Source organism: Pigmentiphaga daeguensis, from assembly GCF_039523035.1.
Lineage (GTDB): Bacteria > Pseudomonadota > Gammaproteobacteria > Burkholderiales > Burkholderiaceae_B > Pigmentiphaga > Pigmentiphaga daeguensis.
On sequence record NZ_BAAAEN010000012.1, the window covers coordinates 58,173 to 78,041 of the forward strand.

General features: G+C 68.3%; 21 protein-coding genes. 14 read left to right on the forward strand and 7 right to left on the reverse strand.

What is annotated here, in order from left to right; all coding sequences use genetic code 11:
- Positions 1 to 74 precede the first annotated feature (74 nt).
- From ABD104_RS16025 to ABD104_RS16035, 3 genes are all read left to right on the forward strand, one after another.
- Positions 75 to 1,046: a Bug family tripartite tricarboxylate transporter substrate binding protein gene (locus ABD104_RS16025; RefSeq protein ID WP_343927818.1), complete on the forward strand. Its 972-nt coding sequence runs from the start codon at positions 75 to 77 to the stop codon at positions 1,044 to 1,046.
- Between the two features lie 213 nt (positions 1,047 to 1,259).
- Positions 1,260 to 2,396, forward strand: a complete 1,137-nt coding sequence (locus ABD104_RS16030) for an FUSC family protein (protein ID WP_087836727.1) — start codon at positions 1,260 to 1,262, stop codon at positions 2,394 to 2,396.
- 91 nt (positions 2,397 to 2,487) lie between these two features.
- Positions 2,488 to 3,684 carry a GGDEF domain-containing protein gene (locus ABD104_RS16035; RefSeq protein WP_343927819.1) on the forward strand — a complete coding sequence of 399 codons (1,197 nt, stop codon included), beginning with the start codon at positions 2,488 to 2,490 and terminating at the stop codon, positions 3,682 to 3,684.
- Positions 3,685 to 3,708: 24 nt separating this feature from the next.
- On the opposite strand, the gene ABD104_RS16040 is transcribed toward ABD104_RS16035, so the two are convergent.
- A complete protein-coding gene (locus ABD104_RS16040; RefSeq protein WP_343927820.1) occupies positions 3,709 to 4,599 on the reverse strand; it encodes a LysR substrate-binding domain-containing protein in 891 nt (296 codons plus the stop codon).
- 135 nt (positions 4,600 to 4,734) lie between these two features.
- Here ABD104_RS16040 and ABD104_RS16045 point away from each other — a divergent pair, with 135 nt between their 5' ends.
- Genes ABD104_RS16045 through ABD104_RS16055 form a run of 3 tightly spaced genes read left to right on the forward strand, consistent with a single transcriptional unit; the run spans position 4,735 to position 7,072 of the window.
- Positions 4,735 to 5,715, forward strand: a complete 981-nt coding sequence (locus ABD104_RS16045) for a Bug family tripartite tricarboxylate transporter substrate binding protein (protein ID WP_087836730.1) — start codon at positions 4,735 to 4,737, stop codon at positions 5,713 to 5,715.
- Between the two features lie 26 nt (positions 5,716 to 5,741).
- Entirely contained in the window at positions 5,742 to 6,752 is a 1,011-nt protein-coding gene (locus ABD104_RS16050; protein ID WP_087836731.1) for an isopenicillin N synthase family dioxygenase, read from the forward strand.
- 35 nt (positions 6,753 to 6,787) lie between these two features.
- Complete coding sequence (locus ABD104_RS16055) at positions 6,788 to 7,072, forward strand: DUF1330 domain-containing protein (RefSeq protein WP_087836732.1); 285 nt, start codon at positions 6,788 to 6,790, stop codon at positions 7,070 to 7,072.
- A gap of 7 nt (positions 7,073 to 7,079) precedes the next feature.
- Here ABD104_RS16055 and ABD104_RS16060 read toward each other — a convergent pair whose 3' ends face one another.
- The 4 genes from ABD104_RS16060 to ABD104_RS16075 form a co-directional block, all read right to left on the reverse strand.
- On the reverse strand, positions 7,080 to 7,688 hold the full coding sequence (locus ABD104_RS16060; RefSeq protein WP_087836733.1) for an alpha-ketoglutarate-dependent dioxygenase AlkB: 609 nt from the start codon (positions 7,686 to 7,688) through the stop codon (positions 7,080 to 7,082).
- 32 nt (positions 7,689 to 7,720) lie between these two features.
- Positions 7,721 to 9,190, reverse strand: coding sequence for a GTPase domain-containing protein (locus ABD104_RS16065; RefSeq protein WP_087836734.1), 1,470 nt, complete (start codon positions 9,188 to 9,190; stop codon positions 7,721 to 7,723).
- Positions 9,183 to 10,607 (reverse strand): DUF2868 domain-containing protein, encoded by a 1,425-nt coding sequence (locus ABD104_RS16070; protein ID WP_343927821.1) that lies wholly within the window; start codon positions 10,605 to 10,607, stop codon positions 9,183 to 9,185. Before ABD104_RS16070 ends, ABD104_RS16065 begins: the two co-directional genes overlap by 8 nt.
- Before the next feature lie 411 nt (positions 10,608 to 11,018).
- Positions 11,019 to 12,065, reverse strand: a complete 1,047-nt coding sequence (locus tag ABD104_RS16075) for a phosphate/phosphite/phosphonate ABC transporter substrate-binding protein (protein ID WP_087840738.1) — start codon at positions 12,063 to 12,065, stop codon at positions 11,019 to 11,021.
- Between the two features lie 131 nt (positions 12,066 to 12,196).
- On the opposite strand from ABD104_RS16075, the gene ABD104_RS16080 reads away from it, so the two are divergent.
- Complete coding sequence (locus ABD104_RS16080; protein WP_087840737.1) at positions 12,197 to 12,982, forward strand: GntR family transcriptional regulator; 786 nt, start codon at positions 12,197 to 12,199, stop codon at positions 12,980 to 12,982.
- Here the strand turns inward: ABD104_RS16080 and ABD104_RS16085 are convergent.
- On the reverse strand, positions 12,966 to 13,916 hold the full coding sequence (locus tag ABD104_RS16085; RefSeq protein WP_176400818.1) for a ribokinase: 951 nt from the start codon (positions 13,914 to 13,916) through the stop codon (positions 12,966 to 12,968). The genes ABD104_RS16080 and ABD104_RS16085 overlap by 17 nt on opposite strands.
- A 219-nt stretch (positions 13,917 to 14,135) precedes the next feature.
- Here ABD104_RS16085 and ABD104_RS16090 point away from each other — a divergent pair, with 219 nt between their 5' ends.
- The gene (locus ABD104_RS16090; protein ID WP_176400817.1) at positions 14,136 to 14,306 is read left to right on the forward strand and encodes a hypothetical protein; all 171 of its coding nucleotides are present in this window, start codon (positions 14,136 to 14,138) and stop codon (positions 14,304 to 14,306) included.
- A 19-nt stretch (positions 14,307 to 14,325) separates the two neighbouring features.
- Here ABD104_RS16090 and ABD104_RS16095 read toward each other — a convergent pair whose 3' ends face one another.
- Complete coding sequence (locus ABD104_RS16095; RefSeq protein ID WP_343927822.1) at positions 14,326 to 15,231, reverse strand: LysR family transcriptional regulator; 906 nt, start codon at positions 15,229 to 15,231, stop codon at positions 14,326 to 14,328.
- A gap of 116 nt (positions 15,232 to 15,347) precedes the next feature.
- Between ABD104_RS16095 and ABD104_RS16100 the strand changes: the two genes are divergently transcribed.
- From ABD104_RS16100 to ABD104_RS16125, 6 genes are read left to right on the forward strand one after another with little or no spacing between them, the layout of a single operon-like run.
- Complete coding sequence (locus tag ABD104_RS16100; RefSeq protein WP_132980510.1) at positions 15,348 to 16,331, forward strand: 2Fe-2S iron-sulfur cluster-binding protein; 984 nt, start codon at positions 15,348 to 15,350, stop codon at positions 16,329 to 16,331.
- 44 nt (positions 16,332 to 16,375) lie between these two features.
- Positions 16,376 to 17,635 (forward strand): aromatic ring-hydroxylating dioxygenase subunit alpha, encoded by a 1,260-nt coding sequence (locus ABD104_RS16105; protein ID WP_343927823.1) that lies wholly within the window; start codon positions 16,376 to 16,378, stop codon positions 17,633 to 17,635.
- Positions 17,636 to 17,653: 18 nt separating this feature from the next.
- Positions 17,654 to 18,127 (forward strand): aromatic-ring-hydroxylating dioxygenase subunit beta, encoded by a 474-nt coding sequence (locus tag ABD104_RS16110; protein ID WP_087840733.1) that lies wholly within the window; start codon positions 17,654 to 17,656, stop codon positions 18,125 to 18,127.
- A 7-nt stretch (positions 18,128 to 18,134) separates the two neighbouring features.
- Positions 18,135 to 18,446 carry a non-heme iron oxygenase ferredoxin subunit gene (locus ABD104_RS16115; RefSeq protein ID WP_343927824.1) on the forward strand — a complete coding sequence of 104 codons (312 nt, stop codon included), beginning with the start codon at positions 18,135 to 18,137 and terminating at the stop codon, positions 18,444 to 18,446.
- A 34-nt stretch (positions 18,447 to 18,480) separates the two neighbouring features.
- Positions 18,481 to 18,858 (forward strand): chorismate mutase, encoded by a 378-nt coding sequence (locus ABD104_RS16120; protein ID WP_087840732.1) that lies wholly within the window; start codon positions 18,481 to 18,483, stop codon positions 18,856 to 18,858.
- The gene (locus ABD104_RS16125) at positions 18,851 to 19,837 is read left to right on the forward strand and encodes a Bug family tripartite tricarboxylate transporter substrate binding protein (RefSeq protein WP_343927825.1); all 987 of its coding nucleotides are present in this window, start codon (positions 18,851 to 18,853) and stop codon (positions 19,835 to 19,837) included. The genes ABD104_RS16120 and ABD104_RS16125 overlap by 8 nt, the downstream gene beginning before the upstream one ends.
- The last annotated feature ends 32 nt before the right edge of the window (positions 19,838 to 19,869 follow it).

A 19,869-nucleotide genomic window follows, 5' to 3' on the forward strand; every position in this document is an offset into this window, starting at 1 on the left:
CGTCCGGCGCCACCCTCCGGAGACAAGCGAGGGGGCGCCGGGCGTCTTGCCGACAACGAGGAAGGAGACCAACCATGCATCGTTATCTTGCCAAGTTTTCCCTGGCCCTGTCGCTGGGCTGCGCGGCTGTCGCGGCCTGGGCGGGCGCCTACCCGGACCGGCCATTGAAGATGATCGTGCCCTTCGCCGCCGGGGCGTCGAGCGACATGCTGGCGCGTACCGTGGCCGATGGCCTGGCCACGCGCCTGGGCCAGCCGGTGGTGGTCGAGAACCGGGCCGGCGCGGGCGGCAACATCGGCGCCGACCTCGTCGCCAAGGCCGCGTCGGACGGCTACTCGCTGGTCATCGGGTCCATCGGCACGCACGCGACCAACAGTCTGATCTACGGCTCCATGCCATACGACACCGTGAAGGATTTCACGCCCGTGACGCTGGTCGCCTCGGTGTCGCTGGTGCTGGTCGTGCATCCCTCGGTGCCCGCGCGCGACGTCAAGGAGCTCATCGCCTATCTGCAGGAGCGGCCGGGCAAGGTCAGCTATGCGTCCGGCGGAGTCGGCGCATCCCAGCACCTGGCCGGCGAGCTGTTCAAGTATCTTGCCAAGGTCGACATGGTGCATGTGCCATACAAGGGCAGCGCGGGATCGATTCCCGACTTGATCAGCGGTCGCGTCCCGGTCATGTTCGCCGACCTGCCGCTGGTGCTGTCCTATATCCAGAACGGTTCGCTGCGAGCCCTGGCGGTGGGTGATCGGGAACGCAGTCCGGTGCTGCCGTCGGTGCCCACGCTGGCCGAATCGGGCGTGCCCGATTACCAGGCCAATGCCTGGTATGGACTGTTCGCTCCCGCCGGGACGCCGCCGGACATCGCCAACCGCCTGCAGCGCGAGGTCGCCGCGATTCTGGAGCAGCCCGAGGTCCGCAAGCGCCTGATCGCGCAGGGCGCCAATCCGAGCGGCATGGCGCCCGATGCCTTCAAGGCGTTCCAGCGCAAGGAGATCGACCGCTGGAAGACGGTGGTGCAGGCGGCCCACATCAAGATGGATTGACGAACTAGGGTAAACCCTAGGTTTGAGGTAGAATGGTGTGTTATCGCGCCTGCGCCCGGCCGCAGGCGCCGACGTGCTGACGCGCCGCCGCCCAGGCGGAGCGGTCCCTTCCGCGGTTCCCTCATCGCTTCCGCCGTACGGCATACGCCGTATCGGCGCGCACGCGTTGCGCCGGCATGCCCGGCACGGCGCGCGATTTTTTTCTGGATGCCCATGATTGACGAAGACGATCGCCGTTCGCCCGCGCCTGCCCGGCCGCGCGGGACGACGCGCGCCAACGCGGCGCGGTACCTGCTCACGCCGGCCCAGCTGGAAGAAAGCCTGACCATGGCCGTGCCGCCGTCCGTGCGCAATGCCGTGGTGGCCGGGATGCAGGCGACCCTGGCCGTGGTCGTGGCCCTGGCGTGTTTCCACTATTCGCCCTGGCCGCAACTGGTCGGTTTCGGCGCGCTGGGCGCGCTGGCTTCGCTGTTCGGGCGCTACGCCTCGCGCGTGCGCCGCCGCCGCATGGTCTTCCTGAGCGCCTTGCTGCTGGTCGCCGCGACCCTTGCGACATCGATGGCGGCCCAGGCGGGGGCTTCGTCCACGATGATGGTGCTGGTCCTTGCGCTGGTGGCGGGAGTGTCCACGGTCGCAGTGTCGAGCTGGCGCCTGGGCGGACCGGGCGCCGTCATCATCGTGTTCGCGGCAGGCGCGGCGCTGGGCGCGGCCGGGTCCTGGGAAGCGGTCTTCGCGCGCGCCGCCGCCGCGGCCGCGGGCGGCGCCCTGGCCTGGATCATCTGTGTCCTGACCGATCGCCTCAGGCATGAAGAGCCCGCGACGGGCACCTTTCCTAGCGATCCTCCGCGCCCCATGCGGCACCGGCTGATCGCCGCCGGCCGCATCGCCACGGGCGCCGCCGTGGCCGCGCTGTTGGCGCACGCGGCCGGCTGGCAGCATCCCTCGTGGGCGGCCATAGGCGCGACCGCCGTCATGCAGGGCGGGCACCTGCACATCACGATGAGCCGTGCGCTGCAACGGATGGCAGGCACCGTCGTGGGCGCCTGCGTGGCGGGCGCCATCCTGGCGCAATCGCCTTCGTTCTGGGCCGTGGTGGGCCTGATCGCGCTCTTCCAGTTCGTGACCGAGATCATCATCGGCTACAACTATGCGCTTGGACAGATCACCGTGACGCCCATGGCGCTGTTGATGACGCACCTGGCTGCGCCCGCCATGGCCGGCAACATGGCGCTCGAGCGCGTATTCGACACCATCGTCGGCGCGGCGGCGGGCATCGTGCTGGCGGTGCTGTTCTCCAGTCTGGACGATCGGGCGTACCTGGCGCGCCACCGGCGAGCGGCCGGGCGCTGATGGCGGTCGGGCTGGCCAGGCCCGGAAATGCTTTATCATCGGGCGGCTCTCGCGCGGGTTCCGATCGCCGCGTGGATTCCCGCGGCATGCCATGCTAGACCCCATCAGCGTCATCTTCGTCACGATCTTCTCCGCCATCATGAGCACGGCGGTACTGGGGTCGCTGCTGCCCACCGCCATTCCCGGGGTCAGGCGCTGGTTCAAGGCCAGCGTCATGGCCATCGCAGCGCTGGCCCTGTTCCTGTTCCAGAACGTCGGGCCGCGGTGGCTGACGATCCTGGTCTCCAACCAGCTGCTGGCCCTGGCCATGCTGGTCATCCTGCAAGGGTGCAGGCAGTTCGTCGGGATGCGGCCCGTGCGCTACGCGGAATATGCGGGCTGGGCTGCCCTATTGGCGGCCATGGCCTACTGGACCTATGTGGTGCCCGACATCAACATCCGCATCGCGCTGGTGTCGGCGTTCTATGCCTACGCTTACATCCTGGTGGCCAGGATCGTGTTCATGGCGCGGCCGCTGTCCCGGCCCCACTACGCCTACTGGTTCGTCAGCATCGGCGCATGCCTGGGCGCGATCGGCCATGTGGGCCGGGGGCTGGCCTACGGCGTGGGATGGGTCAGGCAGGCGGAGCTGTTGCAATCGACGCCCGTCAACATCGCCTTCCTGGCGCTGGGCGTGCTGGCGCTGCCCTGGCTGTCGATCGGCATGGTGCTGCTGACTCATGATCGCCTGGCCCATCGGCTCGAACGCCTGGCGAACCTGGATGAACTGACTGGCATCCTGGCGCGGCGCGCGTTCCTGGCCCAGGCCGACGCGGCCGCCCGCACCGCATCGCGCTCCGGGCGGCCGCTGGTGTTCGCCATCGTCGACATCGACCACTTCAAGAACATCAACGACACCCATGGGCATGCGGCGGGAGACCGGGTGCTGGCCCATTTCACCGGCGTGGTGGCCAGCAACCTGCGCGCCGGCGATGCCTTCGGCCGGCTGGGCGGCGAGGAGTTCGCCATTCTTTGTCCGGACACGTCCATGGGGGACGCGGTCAAGCTGCTGAACCGGCTGCGCGCCCGGGTCGCGCAGGCCGAGAGCGCGCTGCCGGGAAGCAAGCTCAAGGTCACGTTCAGCGTCGGGGTCGACCAGTATCGCCCCGGCGAGGAACTGAGCAGCCTGATGGCGCGGGCGGACGCCGCGCTCTACACGGCCAAGGCGATGGGAAGGGACCGCGTCGTGACGGTGGCCGCCGATGCGGATCCGCTTCCCGCCGAAGGGTCTCCCGGATTGGCGAAGTGACGCGCCTGCCGTGCCGGCGGACGCTCAGCCCCCGGGCGCGCCCGTCTGTTGCAGCAGCCAGCCGCGAAAGGCCTGCAGGGCGGGCAGCGTGACATTGGCGGGCGGGTAGACCAGATAGTACGAAGTCGGCGAGCGCACCACCGGCCCGAAGGGCGATACCAGCCGGCCATTTTCCAGCTCGTCTTCCACCAGCAGGCGGGGCACCACCGCGGCGCCCAGGCCCGCCATGGCTGCCCGCAGCACCAGCGAGAACGACTCAAACTTCATTCCTCCGGTGGTGCCTTCGGCGGGCAGGCCGCTGGCGGTCAGCCAGTCGTGCCAGGCATGCGGCCGGAACGTCATCTGCAGCATGGGCACGCGCGGCAGGTCGTCCGGCGTGCGCAGCGTGGTCGCGGCCATCTCCGGCGTACAGACCACGACCATGTGTTCGTCCATCAGCCAGTCCGAGCGGGCGCCGGGCCAGCGGGTGTTGCCCAGGTTGATGGCGGCGTCCAGGCTGTTGTTCTGGAAGTTGAAGGGCAGCCGCGTGACGAGGGTGAGCGCGATGCGCGGATGTTCGCGCTGGAAGCGGGGCAGGCGCGGGATCAGCCATTGCGTGGCGACCGCGGGCACCACGCCCAGCCGCAGCACGCTGGCCGCGGGCTCGGTCGACACGGTTTCGATGATGGCCGATTCCAGCGCGTCGAGCGCGGGCGTCAGGCGCAGCAGCAGGATCTCGCCCGCGGACGTCAGTTGCAGACGCTTGCGTACGCGTTCGAACAGCCGGACCCCGAGGAAGTCCTCCAGCGCCTGGATCTGGTGGCTGATGGCGCTCTGCGTCAGATTCAGCGAGTCCGCCGCCTGCGTGAAGCTCAGCGTGCGTGCCGACAGCTCGAACGCCTGGAGCATGACGGGCGAGGGGATCTTGCGACGCATGTCATTAATCCTGCTAATGAATTCATGATGAGACGTCGCTTGTGGGCAGGCGGACGTCTCCGATAACTTAGTCCCGCGTTTCGTGGTTGCGGCACCGGCATTGTGCAGTAAGTCTGCTTGCATGGGAGTGAGTCGATGAATCGTCGAGATGTACTGCGTCTGGGAGCGGCTGCGGGCCTGGGGGCCGCGGGCAGGGCATGGGCTCAGGAAGAGTTTCCGAACCGCCTGATGAAGGTGGTGGTTCCTTATCCGCCCGGGGGCATCACCGACCTGCTGGGGCGGGTGCTGGCGGACATCCTGGCCAAGGAGTTCCCCGCCAAGCCCGTGATCGTCGAGAACAAGGGCGGCGGCACAGGCACGGTGGCCCAGCAATACATCCTCCAGCAGCCGCACGATGGCCACCTGCTGCTGTCCGGCGGTCTGGGCGGGCTGATCCTGCCGACCATCCTGAATCCTCGCCTGCCCATCGATCCGCAGGAGAACTTCGTTCCCGTGGCCCAACTGGCCGAGCTGATGAACGTGCTGGTGGTGGGCCGGGACGTCGAGGCCCGCACGCTGCCCGAGCTCATCGCCTACGGCAAGACGCGCGTGGGCAAGCTCAACTACGGCTCCAACGGCGTAGGCACGCTGGCCCATTTCACCTCGGTGCTGTTCAACCAGCGCGCGGGCACGCATTTCGTCCATATCCCGTACCGCTCCAGCGGTGAAATCATCACCGGCCTGAAGAACGGGGACATCCAGGTGTCCTTCGCCAACCTGCCATCGGTGGCCTCCCTGGTGCGCGCCGGTTCGCTGCGGGCGATCGCGGTGACGGGGGCCAGGCGCGCGCAGGCGCTGCCCGACGTGCCGACCCTGCTGGAACTGGGCATGGAGGACTTCGTCGCGACGGGATGGCTGGGGGCCTACGCGCCGGTCGGCACGCCCCAGGCCAACATCGACAAGCTGGCCGATGCCATCGTCAAGGGTGGCAGGCAGTCCGAGAACATCCAAAGGCTGCAGACCGCGGGTTTCGAGGTGACGGTGCGCGGCCACGCGGACTTCGCCGCCTGGAACCGCAGCGAATTCGTCAAGTGGAACGAACTGGCCCGCCGGGAGAACATCCGGCCCGAGGCCTGAGCGGCAATTTTCAACAAGGACTGCACATGTTGCCCACCGCAAGAAAACTGGTTTTTTCGGAAGTGCCCATCGTCGACCTCGGGCCGGCCTGGCGCGATGATGCCGGCCGTGCCGCAGTGGCCGAGGCCATCGCCGCCGCCGCCGGCACCGTGGGGTTCTTCTACGTCAGGAACCACGGCCTGGCCGAGCAGGACATCCGCGACATCTTCCAGACCGCCGTGGATTTCCACAGCCTGCCCATGGAGGCCAAGATGGAGGTCTCGCTCAAGCTCAACGACCATGCCCAGGGCTACCTGCACGGCATGAGCAAGGGCAACGACGCGAACATCAAGGAGAACCTCCAGGAAGCGTTCCAGATCCGCCGGCCGCTGGCCGACGACGATCCCGACCTGCTGGCCGGCAAGCCCTTGCACGGCCGCATTCCCTGGCCGTCCGCCATGCCGGACCTGAAGCCGCGGATGATGGCTTACTACGACAAGGTCAACGACCTGGGCTATCGGCTTCTGGATCTGTTCGAGCTGAGCCTGGGCCTGACGGCCGGCGCGCTGAAGGCGAGCTTCGCCAAGGACATGAATTCGCTGCGCCTGCTGCACTATCCGCCGCAGCGCCCCGACGAATCGGGCGAGCACCTGGGGGCGCGCGGACATACCGATACCAATGCCTTCACCATCCTGGCCCAGGACGCGAATGGCGGGCTCGAAGTGCGCAACCGGGACGGCGAATGGGTGGCGGTACCGCCCATCGGGGGAACGCTGGTGGTCAACGTCGGGGAAGTGCTGAAGGTCTGGACCGACGGCGTGTTCACCTCGGCGGTCCATCGGGTGATCAACCGTTCCGGCAACGAGCGCTATTCCATCCCGTTTTTCATGTATCCGAGTTTCGATGCCTGGATCCAGCCCTTGATCCGCAATCCCGATCCCGCGAACGTGGCGCCCGAGGACCTGCCGACGTCCTTTCCGCGCGACCGGCCTTTCGTCTACGGCGAGCTGAAGGCGCGCAACGTCGCGCGCATCATGCCGCAGAAGAGCGCGGCATAGCGGCAATCGATCATCCAGGGAACCGGAGGGTGGACATGGCGGCCTACGTCATCGGCGAGGTGAAGATTCTGAAGCCCACTGAAATGGGCGAGTACGGCCGCATGGTGGCGGAGGCGGTGGCCGCGCATGGCGGGCGCTACCTGGCGCGCGGAGCCGAGCCCTTCGTGCTCGAAGGCGGGCCGGCCCACAACGTGCTCCTGATCGAGTTTCCCGACAAGGACGCGGCCTTGGCCTGGTACGCATCGCCGGCCTACCAGGCGGCGAAGAAGCTGCGCGAAGGCAAGAGCAACCTGAGGCTGGTCGTGATCGACGACGCATGAGCGGCGCTCACGCGCCGCCGCTCCGGTGGCGCGGCGAGGCCGTGCGGAAGGTGATGGACCAGCGCAAGGCCCGGGCCGGCGCGATGCTGTGTTGCCAGGCCCAGCGCGCCGGTCCGCGCATCAGGTAGATGGACCGGGGCGCCAGCGCCAGGCGTACGATGTCGGCCTTCCTGGGATGGTCGGGCGGGTAGGGCCTGAATCGCATCACGATCTCGCTGCCCAGCGAGATGCCGACCACGTCCTGGAAGTCCGGCACGTCGCGATGCCAGCCCAGCGGCGCGCCGGGCGGATACTCCGCCGCCAGCGCATGGACGAAGGCCTGTGGCGGCACGCCCAGCCATCGCGCCGCGCGGTCGCGCAGCGCATGGAGTTCGGCGATCAGCGCCGTGGCCGGCTGCAGCCGGTTGGCATCGTAGTCGAAGCTGCCGCCGTAGCTCACTACCCGCCTGCGCGCGGTATAGGTCTTGTAGCGGGCAGCGGCGAAGGGCAGGGTGGCCATCAACGCCTCGAGCTCCGCCGCTTCGGCCGGCTCGAGAAAATCCGGTTCATAGACCAGCCCTTCCGGCAGATCGGGCGGAAGCGGGGGCGGCAGGTCGAACAGCGGCGGTTGTTCCATGATGCGATCCGTGTGGCCGCGAAGGCGGTCCCTTACCGGCCGTTGGCGGCGCCCATTGCGGCGGGATAGAGCTTGCGCAGGATCTGCAGGCAGGCGTCTTCGAGCAGGGCGGCCAGTTCCGTGGCTGCCTCCCGGGGGCTGTCGTCCTGGCGTGCCCGGGCCCATATGCGCTGCAACGCCGCCGTCCGCGCCTGCACCACTTCCATGACCTCGTCGCGCCAGAAGGCCGGCGCCTCGCCTTCGACGTAGTCGCCCCGGCCGCGGCCGAAGTGGATGATGGCGAGATAGCGCAGAAGGTCCGCCGCCACCAGCGCGTGCAGGAATTCGTCGGTCAGGCGGGCGGTCGCGTGTTCGGTGCCCTTGGCCTTGTTGATGCCCCAGGCCGCGCCGGCGAACGTGGCCGCGCCGACTATGGCCCCTACCAGCATGCCTCCGCCCAGGGTCAAGCCGCCGGCCAGGAGGTCGGCCGACGCGCCGGTGGCCGCGCCCGACGCGATGGCGCCCAGCAGCCCCGCCTGCTTCACATCGACGGGCGCACTGAAGGCGAAGTTCTCGCGCAAGCGCTGGTTCAGCGGCGCCGCCGCGCTGCCCTGGAGCCCGTGAAGCGCCAGCAGGCGGGCCGTGGTCTGGGCGCCGGCGCGCGACAGGCGCGTGGTGATGGCGGCCATGGCCGCGTCCCGCGCGCTTTCCGGCGCGGACCGGGCCAGGCCCAGGGTGCCCAGTGCCGACCGGATCGCCGAGGCATCGCCCACCGCTTCGGCGTCGCGGGCGGCATCGACGATCTGGCGCGCGATGAGATCCATGGACTGCTGGAAACGGTCGAGATTGCGCTTGTCCCAGGCCGAGGCCAGCCGGGCATAGCCGCGCTGGACGGCTGCCGGCAGGCAGGCGCGGATGGCGTCGAACAGCACCCGCTCGTGTACCCAGCTGCGGGCGAATGCATCCAGCGGCACGACGTCGCGCACCACGCCGTAGGGCCGGAGATGGTCGGTCCAGCGCGCGACGTCTTCCTGCTCGCGCGGGGCGGGACGAGGCGGCCCCATCTGGTTGAGCAGCACCACCACGGGCTTGCCCAGCCATTGCAGGATCTGCATCTCGGGCGCGACATAGCCCGCATCCTGCGGATCTTCCGAGGCATTGACCAGATACAGCACCACGTCGGCGTTGTCGCGCGCCGCCTGCAGTGCGCGCTGGCTGAGCCAGAAAGCGCGGTCGCTGACCCGGTCCCAGACTTCGGTCAGGAACCATCCCACGGGGTTGCCCGCCATCTCCAGCCGCCTGGCCAGCCGCGCGGAGTCGCCGAAACCCGGCGTGTCCCACAGGTACAGTTCGTCGCCGTCGCCGGTGGTGAACAGGCGATACGCATCGGCGGCCTGCGTGACGTGAGCCGCGTCGCGGACCTCTCCCACGTCCGCGCCCAGCAGGGTGCGGGCCAGCGTCGTCTTGCCGGCATTGGTATGGGACACCAGGCAGAGCTGTATGCGGACGGGCTTGTCAGGCATCGGGAGGATGGAGCAGATCGACGAAGGTGACCGGCACCTTGTGCAGCGTGCCGAAATCCTGCCACAGGCGCCGGCGTTCTTCCAGGCGGCGATCGGCACCGGCCTGGCCGTCGAGCCGCGCCGCGTAGGCCGACTGGTCGACGGCCAGCACGATCTTGCCGGGCAGCGCGCGCGCCAGGTGATCGAGGAAGGCGCCATGGTTCTCGGCTTCGGGCGTGGCGGACAGATTCACCAGCGCGGCGGTGACGGTGGCGGGCTCGCCCGCCGAGTCCGGCGCCGGCATGTCCTGCGGATCGGCGCCGTAGTCCCAGCCGGGCAGCACGGTGGCCTGCGCGGTGTCGCCCAGCATGGAGCGTGCCACCGCCTGCAAGGCCCGCCCGCGCGCGGCGTCGACGGCGAAGCTGTAGGGGATGACGCGCAGGCGCAGCGGCACGGGGCTGAGCGAACCCAGCAGCTTGCGGTAGTAGGGCAGTCCCATGTCCAGCGGGAAGTCCGCGCGCAGTCGTGTTTCCTTCCAGCGCGCCACCGCCGCCAGCGCCAGGCGGGGAATCACGACCACGATGGCCAGCAGCGCCGCGTACAGATGGACCCAGCGGGCGCCGCCCGTCGCGAAGCCGTCGGCGTCGAACCGCAGCGCGGCGATTTCCGCCGGCGTGAAGCCCGGCACGCGGAACAGCCAGGTCGCGGGCGCGAATAGCACGCCCAGGATCGCGTGCACCTGGCTGGCGTCGAGGAAGGTGCTTTCCCAGCCCACGCGGTATTCGACGGTCAGCCCACGTGCGTAGAGCGACAGGGCGACGCCTGCACCGAACAGCGCGGCGCAAAGATGAAGGATGCGCTTGCCGCGCGCCAGGTGCAGCGGCGCCGCCAGGCGCTGCCAGTCGAGCGCGAAGCGCGCCCCGGCGGCGGCCAGCGCGGGCGAGCCCCGGCGCCGGCGCCAGCCTTGCGGCAGCCAGGGCCGCGCGAACAGCGCCGCGCCCCGACGCCGCAGGGGCGGCACCGCGACGGAGACGGCCAGGAGCGCATACATCAGCAGGTTCCAGCCCAGCACGGCCAGCAGCGGTGGCGACAACAGGTCCATGCGGTGCGGGTTGGCGATGCGTTCGGTCAGCGCGCCGGCCAGGAAGGCCGCCAAGGGAAGCAGCCAGCCGGCCAGGGCGGCCAGGCGAGGAGGATGGCGCATGGCCTTGAGCGCCGGCGCGCGCCGCTCCAGCCCATCCAGCAGCAGGGCCGCGCGGGTTTGCAGGAAACTGCCGGCCGGGTCCCGTCCGGCGTCGCGGCCGCCTTGCAATCCGCACAGGTTGCGGGCGCTCAGGCTGGCCTCGCGGCGATCCTCGGCGCGCAGCAACTGGTGTTCGTCGTCGGTGGTTTCCAGGGCGTGGGCCAGCACCACGTCCCTGGCCGCTCGTTCATCCATCGGCGTCCTGATCGGGTCTACAAGCCGACAGACTATATAGGAATCGGCGCCCGGGGGCAGTGCGGGCATCCTTTTAGCGAGAACAGGCCCTAGGCTGGTTCGACATTCGTTTTCTTTAGCCGGTCTTGTCCGGGGCACCGGGGCCGGGGGGCGGGCGGGGCGCAGCGACGCCGGTCCCGCTGCGCGGGACTTCCCGGTGGGGACAGGGTGGCCGGGGCGGGCGCAGAACTCGGACCGGGGTAGCCCACTGGGCTACCCCGAAAGCCGTCCTCAAACAGCTGCGCCCTTGCTTCCCCGTCCACCCTGTCCCCACCGGCGGCTCCGAATGCGCCCCACCGCGGGCCGCCCCACCCCACCGATCAAGGACGGTTCAAGAACCCGATCCCAGACATTCATGAATGTCGATTCAGCCTAGTGCGACGTGTCCGCGGCGGACATCGTCTGGGCCTTGCGCCGGGGCGGCCGGTCCAGCGCCGCGCGCAGGGAGGCGTACTCCTGATCGATGCGCGTCAGCCGCGTCTGCCGCGCGGCCTCGTCGGTCCAGCTGCCCTGCAGCGCGCTTTGCCGGTCGAAGCGGTACACCAGGCCGGCATTGTCCAGCAGCGCGGCGTCGCCCGCGGGCTCGAACCCGGCAAGATCGTGCCGGGCCAACTGTTCCTGGCCCGGACGAGTCTGTTCCAATGAAGTCAGGTGGGCGGCCAGGCGCGCCCGCACGGATTCCGGCAGCGCGCGCCGGGCCACGACCAGCGGCGCGGGCAGCGGATCCGATCGCCACAGCACGGCCAGCCGGCCGTACTCCATCGGAAAACGTTCCTTGAAGCGCGCCAGGTCGGAGCCGGTGGTCAGGCCCACGTCCGCTTCGCCGTTGGCGACCGCCAGCGCATTGGTCTGGTGGCTGCCCTGGACCTCGGCCGCGAAGAAGGCTTCCATGCGCAACCCGCGCGGCAGGAACAACTGAAGCTGCGGGACCAGATAGCCCGAGAAGGAGCGCACCTCGCCCCGCGCCAGGCGCCACTTGGCCGACAGGGCCAGCATCTGGTCCAGCGTGGCGGGCGCGGCGCCGCGGCGGGCGATGAGGACGGTGCGATGACGGTCGGAGTCGGCGGGCAGGCCGCGGGCGATCACCGTCATGCCATAGCGGGTGACGGCGTCGATGGCCAACTGGCCCGACAGCACCGCCAGGTCGATGTCGCCCCGCCGCAGGGCCGCGGCCATGGCGTCATAGGAGGTCGGCGCGAGCAGCCGGGCCGGCTGGCCGAGCGCCCGCGACAGGTCCGCGACCAGAGGGGCCCAGTCGTTGCGCGTTTCCAGCGGGCCTTCGACCGGCAGTACGCCCAGCCGGAGCGATTGGCCGTGGACGGCGGAAGCAGCGGCCACCAGCCCCAGCGCCGCCAGGCGCAGCAGGGCGGGCGCCACGGACCGGGAAGGGCGCCGCGGCGGACGGCGAAAAACAGGCATGGGCGCGTCCTGATGAATCGGAACTGTGCTTATGGATTTATTTTTGGTATCTTGTTTTCCTGTAATTGGATTCTTTTTTTGTGTCCATTGCAAGGCGCGTCACAATATTTCCCTTCGAGCCCTTCCTGCCCATGCCCCTGCAAGCTCCCGGCCCGGCCGACCCGGTATTGGAGTTGCTGCTTTCGCGGCTGCGCCTGCACGACACCGTCACCACGCCGTACTACATCCAGCTGCAGCGCCAGATCCAGGCGCTGATCGACGGCGGCGAACTGCGCCCCGGCCACGGGCTGCCGTCCGAGCGTGTGCTGGCCCAGGCGCTGAACCTCAGCCGCACGACCATCAAGCGTTGCTACGACGCCCTGCGGGATACTCAGGCGGTGGCCAGTTCGCAGGGGCGCGGCGGCACCGTGGTAAAGGCCGCCCCCCGCGTATCGCCGGCCATGCAGCGGCTCAAGGGGTTCACCGAGGAAATGCGGGAGCTGGGGCTGGTTCCCTCGACCCGGGTGCTGGCGCGCGCCGTGGTCCAGGACCGCATGGTGGCGTCGATCTTCGGGCGGCCCTCGAATGCCGAGTTCCTGAAGCTGGTGCGGGTGCGCCTGGCCGACGACGCGCCCATGTCGCGCGAGGTCGCGTGGTACGACCTGGCCGTCGCGCCCGGGCTGGCGGAATGGGATGGCAAGGGGTCGGCGTACGCCCACCTGCGCGAACACTGCGGCATCGAACTGGCCTGGGCCGATCAGTCGGTCGAGGCCGTGTTCAGCTCGCCGGAGGAAGGCGAGGTCTTCGGCTTCGCGCAGCCCGGGCCTTGCCTGCTGCTGAAGCGGCGATCCCATTCGGCCCAGGACGTCCTGGTCGAATACGTGGAAGGCACGTTCCGCGGCGACGCCTACGTCTACCGGCTCAAGCTCCGGTCCTGAGCATCGCGCGCAGCCCGTCGCGGTCCGGCAGCGAGGCCAGGATGCCGGGATGCGCGATCGACCATGCGGCGCAGGCGCCGGCCGTCTCCAGCGCGGCCGCCATGCTTCGTCCGCCGGCCAGCGCCCGGCACAGGCCGGCGCTGAAGGCGTCGCCCGCGCCTATGGTCTTGACTATGCGGGTGGGAATGGGCGCGGCCACGTGGTGTGCGCCGTCGCGGCTCCACGCCGCGCTGCCCTGGTCGCCCAGCGTGACCACCAGCCAGTTTCCCGGCCAGCGCCGCCAGAGCGCGGGCAGGGCGGACGCGATCGCGCGCAGCCGCTGGTCCCGGCCGGCCGGCAAGGCGCATTCCAGCAGGACCTGCGCTTCGCCTGCGTTGACGACCAGCACGTCGGTGCAGGCCAGGACGTCGTCCGGCAACGTCTGCCAGGGCGAGGGATTGAGCACGGCCAGAACGCCGTGCGCGCGCGCCCGCGCCAGCGCGGCGCGCACCGTGTCGAGCGGGACTTCGAGCTGGGCGTAGAGCAGCGCGGCCGACGCGATGTCTTCTTCCGCCGCGGCGATCTGGTCCGGTCCCAGTGCCTCGTTGGCACCGGGGTGCACGACGATCTGGTTGTCGCCGTCGGCGCCGATGAATCCCGCGCCGTGGCCCGAGGGCTGGCCGCAGCGCAGGATCCGGCGGGTGTCCAGTCCTTCGCCGTGCAGCCATGACAGCAGGCTATCGGCCGGGGTGTCGTTGCCGATCGCCATCAACAGGTCGACCCGGGCGCCCAGCCGGTGGCATCCCACCGCCACGGCCAGCCCCTTGCCCGCCGCCTCGGCGACGAAGCCGCGGGCCCGCAGCGTTTCGCCCGGCCGGGGCAGCCGATCCACGCTCCAGCAGCAGGCCTGCATGAAGCTGCCCAGGACGGCGATGCGCGGCGGCGTGGCGGACATGGCACGGTCCTCGTGTCGCGGGTGGCCTTTCATGGTCGAGCAAACCCTTCCTGCGCCGGCGAGCGCCTTGCATTACGACTTCGTAATGGTCTTTGGCGCCCGAATCGCGCGTATGACGGGCGTGAGCGCCAAATGGCCCCTTTCCGGATAGTAACCGTCCAGGCGGCCACGGCGGGGGGGCCGACACTAGACTGGAAGTTCTCAATAGGAGGACTCGCCATGGCTACATTTCTGGTCTTTATCGGCATCATCGCGGCAACGGTGGCCGTCATATACATCCTGGTCAAGCTCCTGATGATGTTCAACGGCGGGGACAAGAATGAAGAGACCCCGCGGGATGTCGCTTCCTCCGATCACCATCACGGCAAGGTGGAAACGGTCCGGAAATAGCCGTGGGCCACGCGCGGCCTCACGGGTCCGAAAACTCGTCGAAGATGAGGCCGCGCAGCCACTGGTTGGACGGCTCGCGGTGGAACTTCGCGTGCCAGAATAGATTGATGCCGATCCGGGGCAGCGCCACCGGATGGTTCACCGCGGTCAGGTTGAACGGCTCCAGGCACTCGTTCGCGTAGCGCTCGGGCACGGTGGCGATCATGTCGGTCGACCGCAGGATGTGGCCGATCGCCACGAAGTGCGGCACGGTCAGGCGCACCTTGCGCTGTACGCCCTTCTTCTGCATGAATTCATCGACGATGCCGTGTCCGGTGCCGGCCGACACCGCCACCACGTGATCGGCCTTGCGGAACGCATCCAGCGTCAGCTTGCGGCCGTCCAGCGCGTGTCCGCGCCGGAACATGCAGACGTATTTCTGCGTGAACAGCCGGCGCTGGAAGAAGCCGGCATTGAGCTGCGGCAGCAGCCCGATGGCCAGGTCCACGTGGCCGGCCTCCATTTCGTCCCTGAGGTTGACCGCCGTGTTGCGCACCGTGTTGATCGACACGCCCGGCGCGATCCGGGCCGTGGCCTCCATCAGCCTGGGCAGGAAATAGATCTCGCCGATGTCCGTCATGCCGACCGTGAAGGTGCGGTTGCTGCTGGCCGGATCGAAGCTGCTGCGGAAGTTCAGCGTGTCCTGGATGGTGCCCAGCGCATAGGCGATGGGTTCGGCCAGTTGCCGTGCGTAGGGCGTGGGTTCCATCCCGCGTGTGGTGCGCAGGAACAGGTCGTCGCCCAGCAGCTTGCGCAGCCGGTTGAGCGCATTGCTGACCGCCGGCTGCGTCAGTCCGAGCTTCTCGGCCGCGCCCGATACCTTGCGTTCCATCAGCATCTGGTTGAAGACGACCAGCAGATTGAGGTCGATGTCTTTCAGTTCCATGAGGCCAACCATTCACACTGGTGATTGAGTCTATTCACGATATTCTATATATAAATATTCGACCCCTTCCTATACTTTCGTCGACGAACACAACTACTCCAAGACGCGAGACACACATGGAATTGGTCGTTCAGCCCATGGGCCGCTCGCTGGCGGTGGAGCCAGGCGCGAACCTGCTGCAGACGCTGCGCAGCAATGACGTCCCCGTGTCCTACAGCTGCATGGCCGGCCGTTGCGGCACCTGTCGATGCAAGGTGCTGGACGGTGGCGTGCTGGAATCGGGCCGCGAGGCCAAGCTGACCAATCCGCACGACGGCCGCTACGTGTTGGCCTGCATGAGCGTGCTGACGGACAACTGCACCATCGAGATCCCCGAGGTCGACGAACTGGTGGTGCATCCGGCCAAGGTGCTCAAGGCTTCCGTGGCCAGCATCGAGGCCGTCACCCACGACATCCGCCGCGTGGTCCTGCGATCGGCCAAGACGCTGGAGTTCTCGCCCGGCCAGTACGCGACGCTGCAATTCACCCCCGAGCACATCCGGCCGTATTCGATGGCCTGCCTGAGCGGCAACGAACTGGAGTTCCACGTGCGCGTGGTGCCCGAAGGGCGCGTCTCGGGCTACATCGACACCCAGTTGAAAGTAGGCGACCAGGTGCGCGTCAGCGGCCCGCTGGGCACGGCCTACCTGCGCCGCAAGCACGCCGGCCCGATGCTGTGCGTGGCCGGCGGGACCGGACTGGCGCCCGTGCTGTCCATCGTGCGCGGCGCGCTCGAGGCGGGCATGCGCAACGACATCCACCTGTACTTCGGCGTGCGTTCCGAACAGGACGTCTACGGCAAATCCTGGCTCGACGAGCTGGCGGCCCGGCATGACAATCTGCACGTGCACGTCGTCGTGGCGGCGGGGGCTGAACTGCCGGGACACCGCAGCGGCCTGGTGACCGACGCGGTCGACGCCGACTGGGCCGGCCTGGCCGGCTGGCGTGCCTACCTGTGCGGGGCGCCGCCCATGGTCGATGCCGCCACCCTGGTGCTGGCGCGCAAGGGCCTGTCCGCCGACCACGTCTACGCCGACGCTTTCTACGCAAGCAGCGATTGACCGCGCCCGCGCGCGATCCCAACCATCACGACAAGGAGGCAAGCATGGGTGAAACCACCGTTTTCCCGCGCGAACTCGAATGGAAGGACAGCGGTTCCAGCCGCATCCCGTTCTGGGCCTATACCGACGAGTCGCTCTACAAAAAGGAGCTCGAGCGCTTCTTCTACTCGGGCCACTGGAACTACATCGGCCTGGAGGCCGAGATTCCGAACCCGGGCGACTTCAAGCGCACCGTGGTGGGTGAGCGCTCGGTCATCATGACCCGCGCCGAGGACGAGACCATCCATGTGATCGAGAACGTCTGCGCGCACCGGGGCATGCAGTTCTGCCGCGAGCGCAGCGGCAATCGCAAGGAACTCGTCTGTCCCTACCACCAGTGGAACTACACGCTCAAGGGCGACCTGCAGGGCGTGCCGTTCCGGCGCGGCGTCAAGCAGGGCGGCAAGGTCAACGGCGGCATGCCGGCCGACTTCAAGACCGCCGACAACAACCTGAACAAGCTCAAGGTCGCCACCCGGGGCGGTGTCGTGTTCGCTTCGTTCGACCACGGCGTGCCGTCGCTGGAGGAGTTCCTGGGCCCGGTCATCCTGGGCTATTTCGACCGCCTGTTCAACGGCCGCAAGCTCAAGCTGCTGGGCTACAACCGCCAGCGCATTCCGGGCAACTGGAAGCTGATGCAGGAGAACATCAAGGACCCGTACCATCCGGGCCTGTTGCACACCTGGTTCATCACCTACGGCCTTTGGCGCGCGGACAACAAGTCCGAGCTGAAGATGGACGACCGGTTCCGCCACGCCGCCATGATCTCCACGCGCGGTTCGGCGGGCGTGAAGTCCGAGGTCACCGCCGGCGTGACCAGTTTCAAGGAAACGATGGAGATCAACGACAAGCGCCTGCTCGATATCGTCCACGAGCTATGGTGGGGCGAACCTACCGCCGTGATGATGACGATCTTCCCCAGCGTGATCTTCCAGCAGCAGGTCAACAGCGTGTCCACGCGGCACATCCAGCCGAACGGGCATGGCTCGTTCGACTTCGTCTGGACGCATTTCGCCTTCGAGGACGATACGCCGGAGATGATCCAGCGCCGCCTGATCCAGGCCAACCTGTTCGGCCCGGCGGGATTCGTGTCGGCCGACGACGGCGAGGTCATCGAGTTCTCGCAGAGCGGCTTCGAGCAGAAGCCCTACCACCGCGCCCTGGCGGAACTGGGCGGGACAGCGGTCGAGAACACGGACCACATGGTGACCGAGACGCTGATCCGCGGCATGTACGAGTACTGGCGAAAAGTGATGGACGTCTGAGGGCCTGGAGAAACGAACATGAACGATGTGCAGACCTATCTGGAAGTGGCCCGCCTGCATGCCGACTACGCGGCGGTCGTGGACAGCCGGCAATGGGAGGCGTGGCCCGATTTCTTCCTGGACGAGTGCGAATACAAGATCCAGCCACGCGAGAATTTCGACCGCGGGCTGCCGCTGGCCACGCTCTACCTGATCAGCAAGGGCATGCTCAAGGACCGCGTGTACGGCATCAGCGAGACCCTGTTCCACGATCCCTATTACCAGCGGCACGTGTGCGGCCTGCCCCGCATCCTGAAGGACGAGGATGGCGAGTTGCACGTGGAGGCCAACTACGCCGTGTTCCGCACCAAGCTGACCGGCGAATCCACGGTATTCAACGTCGGCCGCTACATCGACCGCATCCGGCGCACCCCCGAGGGGCTGAAGTTCGCGTCGCGCGTGTGCGTGTTCGATACCGAGATGATTCCCAATTCCCTGATCTATCCGATTTGAGGTGACCATGGCTGACTGGACCGATGTGGCGGCGACGGATGACGTGCCGGAAGACGACGTGATCGGCGTGCAGGCGGCGGGCAAGGACCTGGCGCTGTACAGCGTGGAAGGAGCGTTCTACGCTACCGACAACATCTGTACGCACGGCCACGCGCGCCTGTGTGATGGCTTCCTGGAAGGCGCGGAGATCGAATGCCCGCTGCACCAGGGCCGCTTCGACGTGCGCAGCGGCAAGGCGATGTGCGCGCCGTTGACCGAAGACATCAAGACCTACCCCCTCAAGGTCGAGGGCGGGCGCATCTGGCTGCAGTTGAACTAGTCCGATGCCGTATTTGCGACAAGGAGACATGCACATGCAGGAGCCTGACCAGACAGGCCGCCCGCTGCGGGCCTACACCGATCCGGCATATCGGCCGCTGTGCGCGACGCTGGCCGAGGTCCGCGCCAACATCGACCGGCTGGACGACCAGATCGTGGCGCTGCTGGCGCAGCGCGCCATGTACGTGAAGGATGCCGCGCGTTTCAAGAAGGACGCCTTCCAGGTCAGCGCGCCGGCGCGCCAGGCCGAGGTGTTCGCCAAGGTGCGCGCGCTGGCCACCCGCCACAACCGGGGATTCGAAGGCCTGGAGGACGTGGTGGATGCCGGCTACCGTGCGCTGGTGGCCGCATTCATCGCCGTCGAGCAGAAGTATCACGACAGGATGACCAGCGCGGAGGACGGAAATGCATAAGCAATGGAAACGCGCGGCGGCCCGGGGAATGATAGCCGCGCTGGTGGCCTGTGCGCTGCCGCTGGCGGCCCAGGCGCAGGCCTGGCCGGCCCGGCCGCTGAAACTGATCGTGCCGTTCGGGCCCGGATCCAGCCCTGACCAGGTCGCGCGCGTGGTGGGCGATCGCCTGGGCGGCCTCCTGGGGCAGACCGTGGTGGTCGAGAACCGTCCCGGCGCCAGCGGCAACATCGGCACCAACGCCATCGCCAAGGCGCAGCCTGACGGCTACACCTTCGGCGTGTCCATCACCGGGCCCCTGGTCAACAACACCGTGCTGTTCGACTCGCTGCCCTACGATCCGGCCAAGGACATCGCGCCGCTGACGCTGGCGGTGCACCAGCCCAACGTGCTGGTGGTGCCGGCCTCGTCGGGCATCGCCAACGTGGCGCAACTGCTGGACACGCTGAAGAAGAACCCGGACAAGTACAACTTCCCGTCCACCGGCGCCGGCACGGTCTCGCACCTGTCGGTGGAACTGATGCTGCAGCAGATCGGCGCCAAGGCGGTGCATGCGCCCTATCCGTCGTCTCCGGCCGCGCTGACCTCCCTGCTGTCCGGCGACACCCAGTTCGCCGCGCTGCCGCCCATCGCCGTCATGCCCATGGTGAAGGACGGCCGGCTCAAGGCCCTGGCCGTGACCTCGTCCAAGCGCTCGGCCCTGCTGCCCGACATCCCGACCCTGGGCGAAGCCGGCGTGCCCGGCATCGAGGGCTCGGCCTGGATAGGCTTCGTGATTTCGTCCAAGGTGCCGGCCGACATCCAGAAGAAGCTGTCGGATGCGCTGATTACCGCGTTGAAGGACCCGGAAGTCCGCAAGAAGCTCGAGACGCAATACATGGAGCCGGCCGCCACAACGCCGCAGGCGTTCCGCCGCTACATGGACGACGAGCTCAAGCGCTGGGCGCCGTTGATCAGGAAGCTGGGGTTGAAGGGGCAATAGACGGGAATCCTGCCCAGACTGGCGGGCATGCT